Below are 13,003 nucleotides of genomic sequence, written 5' to 3'. Positions count from 1 at the left end.
CCGGGCCGCGCACTCGAAACACAACCTTTCGAAGCCGTCGGGTCCGGAAAACAAGGCACCCGGCGGCTTTCACCTGTCCCCGCCGGGTGCGACCATCGACCCAGGGCCGCATTCACCCCGTTTCAGCCGACGCGGACCCGCGCGCGATAATCGGACGCGGAGCCGCGGCATGAGGGAATGCTCGGACGTCCCACCACCGGCCGCCGGCCGTACGGGCGTGAACGCGGCCCGTCACGACAACCGGTGAAGGACATCAACCCATGACGACGCCCACGATCGAGCTCAAGCCCTCCGCCAGTCCGCTCTCCGCCGCCGAGCGCGAGGCGATCCTGGCCAACCCGGGGTTCGGCCGCCACTTCACCGATCACATGGTGACGATCAAGTGGACGGAGGGCAGGGGCTGGCACGACGCGCAGCTCGTTCCGTACGGGCCGGTCTCCCTCGACCCGTCCTCGCACGTCCTCCACTACGGCCAGGAGATCTTCGAGGGGCTGAAGGCCTACCGCCAGCCGGACGGTTCGATCGCCCTCTTCCGCCCCGAGGCCAACGCCCGCCGCTTCCGCAACTCCGCCCGCCGCATGGCCATGGCCGAGCTGCCCGAGGAGCTGTTCATCGCGGCGCTGGACGCACTGCTCACCCAGGACGCCGACTGGGTGCCGCCGCACGGCGGCGAGGAGGCCCTCTACCTGCGCCCGTTCATGTTCGCCTCGGAGACCGGGCTCGGCGTGCACCCGGCCAACGAGTACCTCTTCATGCTGATCGCCTCCCCCTCCGGCGCCTACTTCGCCGGCGGCGTGAAGCCGGTCACCATCTGGGTCTCCGAGGACCACGTCCGCGCCGTCCCCGGCGGCACCGGCGACGCCAAGACCGGCGGCAACTACGCGGCCTCCCTGCTGCCCCAGGCCGAGGCCGCCGCGCACGGCTGCGACCAGGTCGTCTACCTCGACGCGGTGACCCGCACCAAGGTCGAGGAGAGCGGCAGCATGAACATCGCCTTCGTCTACGGCGACCGCATCGTCACCCCGGAGCTGACCGGGTCGATCCTGGAGGGCATCACCCGCGACTCCCTCCTCCAGGTCGCCCGCGACCTCGGCTACACCGCCGAGGAGGGCGTCGTGACCCTGGAGCAGTGGCGCGAGGACGCCAGGTCCGGTGCCCTGACCGAGGTCTTCGCCTGCGGCACCGCCGCCGTCGTCACGCCCATCGGCCACGTCAAGACCAGGAACGACGCCTGGACCCACGGCGACGGCACCCCCGGCCCGGCCACGCTGCGCCTGCGCGAGGCCCTGCTCGGCATCCAGCGCGGCGTCACCGAGGACGCCCACGGCTGGATGCACCGGCTCGGCTAGGACCTCACCCTCTCCGGTCGTCGACAGGGCGGCTCCGGGATCCGTGGACGCGGACCCCGGGGCCGCCCCTTCGCGTTCCCGGGCCGGAAGCCGGCGGCCCGTCCCCCTCCCGTGACCGCCCGATGGTTAGAACGTTGTTCAATGTGATGTCCGTCGAGGTTGTCGGATCACCTTCCCCTTCCCTGCATTCCGTGTTTAGAGTGCTGCTCTAAACATCGGGAAGGCGAGGAGGGGTCGCGTCGTGAGACTGACACCCACGGAACGGGACCGGTTGCTGCTCTTCGGGGCCGCCGAACTGGCCCGCGCCCGCCGGGCCAGGGGGCTCCGGCTGAACGTCCCGGAGGCGACGGCCCTGATCGCGGACACCGTGTGCGAGGCCGCCCGCGACGGCGCGCGCCTCGCGGAGGCCGTCGAGCGCGCCCGGTCCGTGCTCGGCCCCGACGACGTGCTGCCCGGCGTCGCCGACGTGGTCACCGAGGTGCACGTGGAGGCGGTCTTCGACGACGGCTCCCGGCTCGCGGTCGTCACCGACCCCATCGGCGGCACCCTGGGCGACGACGGCCCGGGCGCGCTGCTGCCCGGCCCGCAGCACTCCGACCCCGAGGCGCGGGTGCGGCTGACCGTCACCAACACCGCCGGCGTCCCGGTCTCCGTCACCTCCCACTTCCACTTCTTCGAGGCCAACCCGCGCCTGGACTTCGACCGCGAGCGGGCCTACGGCATGCGGCTGGCCGTGCCCGCCGGGTCGTCCGTCCGCTTCGGGCCGGGGGAGAGCGCCGAGGTCGGCCTGGTGCCCATCGGCGGGCGACGCGTCGCGATCGGGTTCGCCGGTCTGGTCGACGGTCCGCTGGACGCGCCGGGCGCGAAGGAGGAGGCCCTGCGCCGGGCCGCCGCCTGCGGCTACCTCGGCGTCACCAAAGCACCTGATCAGGAGGTCGAGCGATGAGCCGTCCCGGAGGCCACCCCGCCGAGGCCCGCCGCCTCTCCCCGTACGAGTACGCCGCCACCCACGGTCCGCGCGCCGGCGACCGCGTCCGCCTCGGCGACTCGGGACTGACGATCCGCGTCGAGTCCGACGCCCAGAAGCACGGCGACGAGTTCCTCGCCGGCTTCGGCAAGACCGCCCGCGACGGACTGCACCTCAAGGCCGCCGCCGTCCGCGAGACCTGCGACGTCGTCATCAGCAACGTCGTCGTGATCGACGCCGTGCAGGGCATCCGCAAGGTCTCCGTCGGCATCCGAGAGGGCCGGATCCACGCGATCGGCCGGGCCGGCAACCCCGACACCCTCGACGGCGTCGACGTCGTGGTCGGCACGGGCACGTCCATCGTCTCCGGCGAGGGCCTCATCGCCACCGCCGGAGCCGTCGACACCCACGTCCACCTGCTCTCCCCGCGCATCATGGAGGCGTCGCTCGCGTCCGGCGTGACGACGATCATCGGCCAGGAGTTCGGCCCGGTCTGGGGCGTCGGCGTCAACTCGCCCTGGGCGCTGAAGCACGCGTTCGGCGCGTTCGACGCCTGGCCGGTCAACATCGGCTTCCTCGGCCGGGGGTCCTCCTCCCACGAGGCGCCGCTCGTCGAGGCCCTGGCCGAGGGCGGGGCGAGCGGCTTCAAGGTGCACGAGGACATGGGCGCCCACACCCGCGCCCTCGACACCGCGCTGCGCGTCGCCGAGGAGCACGACGTCCAGGTCGCCCTGCACAGCGACGGCCTGAACGAATGCCTCTCCGTGGAGGACACCCTCCGCGTCCTGGAGGGCCGCACCATCCACGCCTTCCACATCGAGGGCTGCGGCGGCGGACACGTCCCCAACGTGCTGAAGATGGCCGGCGTCCCCAACGTCATCGGCTCCTCCACCAACCCCACCCTGCCCTTCGGCCGGGACGCGGTCGCCGAGCACTACGGCATGATCGTCTCCGTCCACGACCTCAAGACCGACCTGCCGGGCGACGCCGCCATGGCCCGCGACCGCATCCGCGCCGGGACGATGGGCGCCGAGGACGTGCTGCACGACCTGGGCGCGATCGGCATCACCTCCTCCGACGCGCAGGGCATGGGCCGGGCCGGCGAGACGGTCCGCCGCACCTTCGCCATGGCCGGCAAGATGAAGGCCGAGTTCGGCGCACCGGACGACGACAACGACAACGAGCGCGTCCTGCGCTACATCGCCAAGCTGACCGTCAACCCCGCCATCGCCCACGGCCTCGCCCACGAGGTCGGCTCGATCGAGGTCGGCAAGCTCGCCGACATCGTGCTGTGGCGCCCGGAGTACTTCGGCGCCAAGCCGCAACTCGTCCTCAAGTCGGGCTTCCCGGCCTACGGCGTCGTCGGCGACCCGAACGCGGCCACCGACACCTGCGAACCCCTCGTCCTCGGCCCCCAGTTCGGCGCGCACGGCGCCACACCGGCCGACATCTCGGTGGCCTTCGTCGCGCAGGCCGCCCTCGACCTGGGCCACGACACCATGCCCACCCGCCGGCGCCGGGTCGCCGTGCGCGGCACCCGCGGCATCGGACCGGCCGACCTGCGCCTGAACTCCCGTACCGGGCGGGTCGACGTCGACCAGCGCACCGGCCTGGTCACCCTCGACGGCGACCCCGTCCGCTCCGAACCGGCCGAGTCCGTCTCCCTCAACCGCCTGTACTTCCTCTGACCCCCTGGCTCCTCCGACCTCCTGGTTCCTCCGACCTCCTGGGACACCTCCATGACCTTCCGCATGCCCCCCGAGTGGGCCCCGCACGAGCGCACCTGGATGGCCTGGCCCGGCCCCAACCCGACGTTCGGCGACGGCGCCGGGCTGGCGGACGCCCGCGCCGCCTGGGCGTCCGTCGCCCGTGCCGTGCGCCGCTTCGAGCCGGTGACGATGGTGCACGGCCCCGGCCAGGGCGAGGCCGCGCGCGAACTGCTCGGCCCGGACGTCGACCTGGTGGAACGGGAGCTGGACGACGCCTGGATGCGGGACGTCGGCCCGACCTTCGTGACGGACGGGCAGGGCGGTCTGGCCGCCGTGGACTGGGTGTTCAACGGCTGGGGCGCCCAGGACTGGGCCCGCTGGGAGCACGACTCCGAGATCGCCCGCCATGTCGCGGACCTCGCCGGGGTCCCCGTCCTGGGCAGCACGCTCGTCAACGAGGGCGGCGCGATCCACGTCGACGGCGAGGGCACGGTCCTGCTGACCGACACCGTCCAGCTCGGCGCGGGCCGCAACCCCGGCTGGACCCGCGAGCAGGTCGAGGCGGAGATCCACGCCAGGCTCGGCACCAGCAAGGCGATCTGGCTCCCGCACGGCCTGACCGGCGACTACGGCACGTACGGCACGCAGGGCCACGTCGACATCGTCGCGGCCTTCGCGCGGCCGGGCACCGTCGTCGTGCACAGCCAGCGCGACCCCGCCCACCCCGACCACGCCCGCTCGCAGACGTACCTGGAGATCCTGCGCGGCCGGACCGACGCCCGGGGCCGCCGTCTGGAGGTCGTCGAGGTCCCCGCCCCGACCGTCCTGAAGGACGAGGAGGGCGACTGGGTCGACTACTCGTACATCAACCACTACCTGTGCAACGGCGGCGTCGTCCTGTGCGCCTTCGACGACCCGAACGACGAGGTCGCCGCGGACATCTTCCGGCGGCTGTTCCCCGAGCGCGCGGTGACACCGGTGGACGCCCGTACGATCTTCGCGAACGGTGGAGGCATCCACTGCATCACCCAGCAGCAGCCGAGGACCTGAGAGGAGCCGGGATGGCCGGTGCGGCCAGGACGCGCAGGAACGCGCCGCCGCGCGAGGAGGTCCTCGCCGCCGCCATGGAGATGATCGCCGAGCGCGGTCTGGAGAAGCTCACCATGGCGGCGCTCGGCCGCGAGGTCGGCATGAGCAGCGGTCACCTCCTGTACTACTTCCACTCCAAGGACGAACTGCTGCTGCGCACCCTGGAGTGGAGCGAGGGCCGTCTCGGCGCGGAGCGCGCCCGCCTGCTCACACGGACCGGCACGGCCCGCGAACGCCTCGACGCCTACGTCGACCTGTACGTGCCCGACGGCCACCGCGACCCGCACTGGACGCTGTGGCTGGAGGTGTGGAACCACGCGCAGGACGCCGACGGCGACGCCCGCGACCGGCAGGCCGCCATCGAGGGCGCCTGGCACCGCGACCTCGTCGCCCTGCTCGCCGAGGGCGTCTCGCGCGGCGAGTTCCGCCGTGTCGACCCCGACCGCTTCGCGACCCGCCTGCGGGCCCTCCTCGACGGCTTCGCCGTCCACGTCGCGATCGGCCTGCGCGGGACGGACCGCGCGCAGGTCCTCGGCCACGTGGGGGAGTTCCTCGCCGACGGCCTCCACGCGCAGGCCTGACGCGGACGCGCTCCGCTCACATCCTGAGACGGACGGTGAGAAGGGGGGCGGACTGTGCCAGACTTCCCCCGTGCTCTCGTTCGCCATGATTATTGGCAGCAGGCGCGCCGGTCCGCAGTGACCACCACGTACGACCAGGTACGGGTGGACACCGTCGTCCTCGACCCGCGCGCAGACCTCTCGCACCCGCGAGGGGTTTTTCGTTTTCCGGCCCACCCCCAGCCGGGAAGAGAGCGCGAGGGATCATAGGTGGACGGCGGAGCCGGTCATTCCGGTTGACCGAGATCCCTTACAGGAGCCTTCAGATCATGACCGCACCCAGCGAACTCGACGATTCGTTCCACGTCTTCGACACCACCCTGCGCGACGGCGCGCAGCGCGAGGGCATCAACCTCACGGTCGCGGACAAGCTGGCCATCGCACGGCACCTGGACGACTTCGGGGTGGGCTTCATCGAGGGCGGCTGGCCCGGCGCGAACCCACGCGACACCGAGTTCTTCGCCCGCGCCCGGCAGGAGATCGACTTCCGGCACGCCCAGCTGGTCGCCTTCGGCTCCACCCGCCGCGCCGGAACGACCGCCGCCGAGGACCCCCAGGTCAGGGCGCTGCTGGAGTCCGGCGCCCAGGTGATCACGCTGGTCGCCAAGTCCCACGACCGGCACGTGGAGCTGGCGCTGCGCACCACGCTCGACGAGAACCTGGCCATGGTCGCGGACACGGTCTCCCACCTGAAGGCCCAGGGCCGCCGGGTCTTCGTCGACTGCGAGCACTTCTTCGACGGCTACCGCGCCAACCCCGAGTACGCCAAGGCCGTCGTCCGCGCCGCCGACGAGGCGGGCGCCGACGTCGTCGTCCTGTGCGACACCAACGGCGGCATGCTCCCGGCGCAGATCCAGGCCGTGGTCGCCACGGTGCTGGCCGACACCGGCGCCCGGCTCGGCATCCACGCCCAGGACGACACCGGGTGCGCGGTCGCCAACACCCTCGCGGCCGTCGACGCGGGCGCGACCCACGTCCAGTGCACGGCCAACGGCTACGGCGAGCGGGTCGGCAACGCCAACCTGTTCCCGGTCGTCGCGGCCCTGGAGCTGAAGTACGGCAAGCGGGTGCTGCCCGAGGGCCGGCTGCGCGAGATGACCCGCATCTCCCACGCCGTCGCCGAGGTCGTCAACCTCACCCCCTCCACCCACCAGCCCTACGTCGGCGTCTCCGCCTTCGCGCACAAGGCCGGCCTGCACGCCTCCGCGATCAAGGTCGACCCGGACCTGTACCAGCACATCGACCCCGAGCTGGTCGGCAACACCATGCGCATGCTGGTCTCCGACATGGCGGGCCGCGCCTCCATCGAGCTCAAGGGCAAGGAGCTCGGCATCGACCTCGGCGGCGACCGGGAACTGGTCGGCCGGGTCGTCGAGCGGGTCAAGGAGCGCGAGCTCAAGGGCTACACGTACGAGGCCGCGGACGCGAGCTTCGAACTCCTGCTGCGCACGGAGGCCGAGGGCAGGAGGCTGGAGTACTTCGAGGTCGAGTCCTGGCGCGCGATCGTCGAGGACCGCCCCGACGGCACCCACGCCAACGAGGCCACCGTGAAGCTGTGGGCCAAGGGCGAGCGGATCGTCGCCACGGCCGAGGGCAACGGCCCGGTCAACGCCCTGGACCGCGCCCTGCGGGTCGCACTGGAGAAGATCTACCCGGAGCTCGCCAAGCTCGACCTGGTCGACTACAAGGTCCGCATCCTGGAGGGCGTGCACGGTACCCAGTCCACGACCCGGGTCCTCATCTCCACGTCCGACGGGGCGGGCGAGTGGTCCACGGTCGGCGTCGCGGACAACGTCATCGCCGCCTCCTGGCAGGCGCTGGAGGACGCGTACACGTACGGCCTGCTGCGTGCGGGGGTCGCACCGGCCCGGTGAGCGGGCACCCACTTCCCTTCACCGATGTCTCATTGACGGGGATTCGGGTACTTTCGAACGTATGGCGGACTCTCGTACACAAGTCCTCATACGCCTGCTGGTCGTGCCGGTCGTCGCCGCCCTGGCGGTGCTGATGGCCGGTGCGCCCGGCGCCCGCGCGGACACGGACGTGTCCGAGATCGGCGCGGCCCTGCGCGAGAGTCCCGTGTACGTGGACCCCTCCGCCTCCGACCTGCTGTCGAAGGCGGACGCCGAGGCGCTCGCCGACAAGATCGAGAGCGCGGACGAGCCGGTCTTCGTGGCGGTCCTCCCGGCGGACTACCCGACGCAGAACCTCTTCCGGAACCTCCGCACGGAGACCGGCATCACCGGCCTGTACGGCGTCCGCCTCGGCGACCGCTTCGACGCGCGCGCCGACAGCAGCGTGCTGAGCCGGCAGGGTGTGCGCAACCTGGTCACGGCCGTGCAGGGCGCCGGCGACCCCAAGGCCCAGCTGAACGACTTCGTCGACGACGCGCTGCGCAGCGTGCGCGGCTCCGCCCCCGCGTCCTGGGACCCGGGCGGCTCCACCGCCCCGACGGGCGCCCTGATCGGCGTCGGCGCGGTCGTGGTGGTCGGCGGCGCGGGCGCCTACGCGCTGGTGCGGCGCAACCGGCGCCGCCGCGAGCAGGAGCAGCGGGCGGCGCTGGAACGGCTGCGGGTGGTGGTCGACGAGGACATCACGGCGTTCGGCGAGGAACTCGACCGCCTGGACTTCCACCCCGCCGAGCCCGGCGCGGACGACGCGATGCGCGCCGACTACGAACGCGCCCTCGACGCCTACGACCGGGCGAAGACGTCCATGGCGGACGCCCGTCGGCCGGAGGACGTCCGCGGCGTCACCGAGACCCTGGAGGACGGACGCTTCTCCCTCGCGCAACTCGCCGCCCGCCGCGAGGGCAGGCCGCTGCCCGAGCGCCGCCCGCCCTGCTTCTTCGACCCGCGCCACGGCCCGTCCGTCGCGGACGCCACCTGGACCCCGCCGGGCGGCGCGACCCGGCAGGTGCCGGTCTGCGCCGCCGACCAGGCCCGGCTGTCCGACGGCCTGGACCCGATGATCCGCGAGGTGGACACCGACTACGGCCGCCGCCCGTACTGGGACGCGGGCCCGGCCTACGGCCCCTGGGCGGGCGGCTACTTCGGCGGCGGCATCCTGCCCGGCCTGCTGGTCGGCACGATGCTGGGCAGCATGATGGCGGGCCCCGCCTACGGGGTCGGTTACGGCGACGGGTACGGCGACTTCGGCGGCTCCGGGGGTGGCTACGAGGGCGGTGACGTCTCGGGCGGCGACTTCGACCCCGGTGACTTCGGCGGCGGCTTCGGCGGCGGAGGGGACTTCGGCGGCGGCGGCGGAGGGGACTTCGGCGGCGGCTTCTGAGGCCGGGTGCGGAGCTGCCGGCCGGGTGAAACGGGCGGCGCGCGGGCGGGACGCCCCGCTACGGTGAGCCCGTGACCGCCACCAGCGCACTCCTCGTCATCGACATGCAGAACGCCACCGTCGCCATGGCCCACCGGGCCGCCGAGACGGTCGCCGCGATCGCCGCACTGAGCGCGCGGGCCCGGGCGGTCGGGGTGCCGGTGGTGACCGTGCGCCAGCAGGGCGAGGGCATGGCCCCCGGCACCGAGGGGTGGGAGGTCGTGCCGGAGCTGGCCCCGCGGGAGGGCGAGGCGGTCGTGGACAAGACGACCCCGGACAGCTTCCTCGGCACCGACCTCGACGCGATTCTCACCGCGCGCGGTGTCACCGAGGTGGTCGTGACCGGGTTCGCCACGGAGGTCTGTGTGGACACCACGGCGCGGCAGGCGCTGAGCCGGGGCTACGACCTGGTCGTCGTCGCCGACGGGCACACCACCTCGGTGCGGACCGCGGCGGACGTCGATCTCGTGCCGGCGGACCGTTCGATCGCGCAGGCCAACGCCGTCTACCGCATGATCGGCTGGCCCGGCCGCCGTATCCGGGTCCGGGCCGCCGCCGACGTGGACTTCGGAGCCCCCGAGGGGGCGCGGGACGTCAGGCCTGCCTGATCGCCGAGATGTCGAAGGTCAGCTTGATCTTGTCGGAGACCAGGACGCCGCCCGTCTCCAGTGCCGCGTTCCAGGTCAGCCCCCACTCCGAGCGCTTGATCTCCGCCTTGCCCTCGAAGCCGACGCGCTCGTTGCCGAACGGGTCCTTGGCGGCGCCGTTGAACTCCAGGTCGATGGTGACCGGCTTGGTGGTGCCGAGGATCGACAGGTCACCGGTGACGCGGTAGTCGTCGCCGCCGAGCGACTCCGCCTTGGTGGAGCGGAAGGTCATCGTGGGGAACTCGCTCGTGTTGAAGAAGTCCGCGCTCTTCAGGTGGCCGTCACGGTCGGCGGACCCGGTGTCGATGCTGTCCATCGTGATGTCCAGGGACGCCGTGGAACGGGACGGGTCGGTGCCGTCCAGGTGCAGCGTGCCGGTGAAGTCGAGGAACTTGCCCTTGACGTTGGTGACCATCGCGTGGCGCGCCGTGAAGCCGATCGTCGTGTGGGCGGGGTCGACGGTGTAGTCGCCGGTCAGGGTGGAGAGGTCGGGGGTGGTGGTCATGACGTCCTCCGGGAATGGCGTTGAAGTTGAATGTTCAACCAGTCCAACGGGTTCGACTCTAGAGCTATTCCGTGCCGCCATCAACCGTTCGTGCCCTACGAGTTCGGTACCGTTCCCCTCTCGTCCCCGGCGTGATAGACGGCATGAGCATGACCTCACAGCGCCCCACCGCACCCACTCGTCGCACGGTCCTGCTCACGGCGGCCGCGGCCGCCGCCCTCATCGCCGCCCCCCGCGCCGCGGCCGCCGCGGCCGACCCCTACGACGCCCTCCGCCGACGCTGGCTCGAGATCGCCCTCGGCACCGGCTACGACCCGGCCGCCGAGCCCTACGCCTCCCGCCTCGCCGAGACCGGCGCACGCGCGCGCGAGCACCGCGCCACCATGGCCCCCACCCCCACCTCCCTGTGGCCCGGCCACCCCTTCGATCCGCCCACCGGCGTCACCTTCGCCTACGGCCGCCTGTGGACGATGACCGAGGCGTACGTGCAGCAGGGCACCGGCTCCACCGGCGACCCCGCCCTCCTCGCAGACATCCTGCGCGGCCTCGACCACCTGTCGGCCACCGTCTACAACCCGTCCACCACGCGCTACGGCAACTGGTGGGAGTGGCAGATCGGCAGCCCGCGCCTGCTCATGGACATCACGGCCGCCCTGTACGACCCCCTCGGCGCCGACCGCGTGGCCGCGGCCTGCGCGGCCGTCGACCACTTCGTCCCCGACGCGATGCTCGGTGACTACACCGGCACCTCCACCGGCGCCAACCGCGTGGACCTGTGCCGTTCCGTCGCCCTGCGCGGCGTCCTGGGCCGCGCCCCCGCCAAGATCGCCCTCGCCCGCGACGCCCTCTCGCCCGTCTTCCCGTACGTCACCGAGGGGGACGGCCTCTACGCCGACGGCTCCTTCGTCCAGCACACCTGGGTCGCCTATTCGGGGACGTACGGCCAGGTCATGCTGGACGGACTGGGGCGGCTGTTCACCCTGCTGGCCGGCTCCGAGTGGGAGGTGACCGACCCGGCCGGGCAGATCGTCCTGGACAGCGTCGAGCACGCCTACGCGCCCCTGATCCACGACGGACTCGTCATGGACACCGTCAACGGGCGGGCCATCAGCCGGGGGTACCTCACCAGCGACGACCTGCACGTCATGCGCAGCGACCACTTCCACGGGCAGCAGCTCATCGCGGCCATGGCGGTCCTCGCGGGCGGCGCGAGCGAGGCCGAGCGCGAGCGCTGGCACGCGCGGATCAAGGGCTGGATCGCCCGGGACACCGTGACGCCCGTCCTCACCGCACCCCAGTTCGCGGTGGCCGACCTGGCCCGGCTGCAGGCCGTCGCCGACGCGCCCGTCGACGCGGCGCCCGAGCCCGCCGGGCACCACCTCTTCGCCGCCATGGACCGTGCCGTGCACCGCCGCCCCGCCTTCACCGCCGGCCTCTCCATGGCCAGCGACCGCATCGCCCACTACGAGTGCGGCAACGGCGAGAACCCGCGCGGCTGGCACACCGGTTCCGGGATGCTCACCTGGTGGGCGAACGGCAGCCGGTCCGACCAGTACACCGACTGGTTCTGGCCGACCGTCGACTGGTACCGGCTGCCCGGAACCACCGTCTCCACCAAGCGCCTGCCCGACCGTGCGGGCGGCGAGTGGGGCGCCCCCAAACCGGACGTGCGCTGGGTCGGCGGTACGACCGACGGCGAGTACGCGGCCGTCGGGCAGCACCTCAAGGGCCTCGGCTCGACCCTCGAAGCCCGCAAGTCCTGGTTCTTCCTCCACGACGCCGTGGTCTGCCTGGGCGCCGGCATCACCTGCGCGGACGGCGTCCCCGTCGAGACGGTCGTCGACAACCGCAACCTGGGGGAGGGCGGCACCCAGGCCCTCACCCGGGGCCGGGACTGGGCCCACCTGGAGGGCCACGGCGGCTGGATCGTGCCCGACGGCGGCCTGCGGACCCTGCGCGAGGACCGCACCGGCGCCTGGTCGGACATCAACACCACCAGCACCACCGAGCGCCGCACCCGCCGCTGGCAGACGCTCTGGCTGGACCACGGCACGGACCCGGACGGCGCCGGGTACGTCTACGTCCTCATGCCGGGAGCGGCCCGCCGGACGGTCGCCCGGCGGGCCGCCGACCGCGGCTGGATGACGGTCCTCGCCAACGACGAGCGCTGCCAGGCCGTCGCCGTGCCCCCGCTCGGCCTGACGGCGGCGAACTTCTGGCAGCCCGGAACGGCCGGCCCGCTCACCGCGACGGCGGGGGCGAGCGTGCTGCTCCGCCGCCGGGGCCGTACCGCTACCCTCTGCGTGAGCGAGCCGCCCCGCACGGGCGCCCCCCTGGAGATCGTCTGGGACCACCCGGTGCGGGGCGTGGTGAGGGCCGACGAGTCGGTCCGGATCGTCACCGCCGGCCGCCGACTGCGCCTCCGTGTCACTCCAGGGGTGGTATGTACCACCCACGAATGTGAGGTGACTCTCAGCTGACGACTTTGTGTGACCCCTACAAGGCTCAGGCCCTCTGAGCAGTCGAAAAGGCTGCATGTTGTCGAGGTTCTGTTCAGGGGTACCAGGAAAACACGTCGGAGACTGTACGGAGTCGACGGCTCGCTTTCCTCGTTCCCCTTCGTAGAGTCGCTACATGACCGTTTTGGATGAGGCGCCGGGTGAGCCGACGGACGCGCGCGGGCGAGTGGCCGAACTGCACGAGATCCGTGCGCAGGCGCTGGCCGGGCCGAGCGAGAAGGCGACGGCGGCGCAGCACGCCAAGGGCAAGCTGACGGCGCGTGAGCGC

General features: G+C 72.6%; 10 protein-coding genes. 9 read left to right on the top strand and 1 reads right to left on the bottom strand.

Annotation, left to right across the window (positions count from 1 at the left end; translation table 11 throughout):
- The first annotated feature begins 260 nt into the window (after positions 1-260).
- From JHAT_RS18895 to JHAT_RS18860, 8 genes are all read left to right on the top strand, one after another.
- Complete coding sequence (locus tag JHAT_RS18895; RefSeq protein WP_077799387.1) at positions 261-1,349, top strand: branched-chain amino acid aminotransferase; 1,089 nt, start codon at positions 261-263, stop codon at positions 1,347-1,349.
- 241 nt (positions 1,350-1,590) lie between these two features.
- Complete coding sequence (gene ureA / locus JHAT_RS18890; protein ID WP_077799386.1) at positions 1,591-2,295, top strand: urease subunit gamma; 705 nt, start codon at positions 1,591-1,593, stop codon at positions 2,293-2,295.
- Positions 2,292-4,004: an urease subunit alpha gene (locus tag JHAT_RS18885; RefSeq protein WP_077799385.1), complete on the top strand. Its 1,713-nt coding sequence runs from the start codon at positions 2,292-2,294 to the stop codon at positions 4,002-4,004. The genes ureA and JHAT_RS18885 overlap by 4 nt, the downstream gene beginning before the upstream one ends.
- A 51-nt stretch (positions 4,005-4,055) precedes the next feature.
- Positions 4,056-5,075 carry an agmatine/peptidylarginine deiminase gene (locus JHAT_RS18880; RefSeq protein ID WP_077799384.1) on the top strand — a complete coding sequence of 340 codons (1,020 nt, stop codon included), beginning with the start codon at positions 4,056-4,058 and terminating at the stop codon, positions 5,073-5,075.
- A gap of 11 nt (positions 5,076-5,086) precedes the next feature.
- On the top strand, positions 5,087-5,695 hold the full coding sequence (locus JHAT_RS18875) for a TetR/AcrR family transcriptional regulator (RefSeq protein WP_077799383.1): 609 nt from the start codon (positions 5,087-5,089) through the stop codon (positions 5,693-5,695).
- A gap of 308 nt (positions 5,696-6,003) precedes the next feature.
- Positions 6,004-7,608: a citramalate synthase gene (gene cimA / locus JHAT_RS18870; protein WP_077799382.1), complete on the top strand. Its 1,605-nt coding sequence runs from the start codon at positions 6,004-6,006 to the stop codon at positions 7,606-7,608.
- Positions 7,609-7,669: 61 nt separating this feature from the next.
- Positions 7,670-9,025: a hypothetical protein gene (locus tag JHAT_RS18865; RefSeq protein ID WP_077799381.1), complete on the top strand. Its 1,356-nt coding sequence runs from the start codon at positions 7,670-7,672 to the stop codon at positions 9,023-9,025.
- 71 nt (positions 9,026-9,096) lie between these two features.
- On the top strand, positions 9,097-9,672 hold the full coding sequence (locus tag JHAT_RS18860) for an isochorismatase family protein (RefSeq protein WP_077799380.1): 576 nt from the start codon (positions 9,097-9,099) through the stop codon (positions 9,670-9,672).
- Here the strand turns inward: JHAT_RS18860 and JHAT_RS18855 are convergent.
- Entirely contained in the window at positions 9,659-10,216 is a 558-nt protein-coding gene (locus tag JHAT_RS18855) for a YceI family protein (protein WP_077799379.1), read from the bottom strand. The genes JHAT_RS18860 and JHAT_RS18855 overlap by 14 nt on opposite strands.
- Before the next feature lie 149 nt (positions 10,217-10,365).
- Here JHAT_RS18855 and JHAT_RS18850 point away from each other — a divergent pair, with 149 nt between their 5' ends.
- Positions 10,366-12,696, top strand: coding sequence for a polysaccharide lyase 8 family protein (locus tag JHAT_RS18850; RefSeq protein WP_077799378.1), 2,331 nt, complete (start codon positions 10,366-10,368; stop codon positions 12,694-12,696).
- Positions 12,697-13,003 lie beyond the last annotated feature (307 nt).

The sequence above is a fragment of the Streptomyces sp. JHA26 genome (assembly GCF_002005565.1).
Taxonomy (GTDB): domain Bacteria; phylum Actinomycetota; class Actinomycetes; order Streptomycetales; family Streptomycetaceae; genus Streptomyces.
Note: the sequence above shows the minus strand (reverse complement) of the source record. Positions and strands in the feature narration are given on the sequence as shown.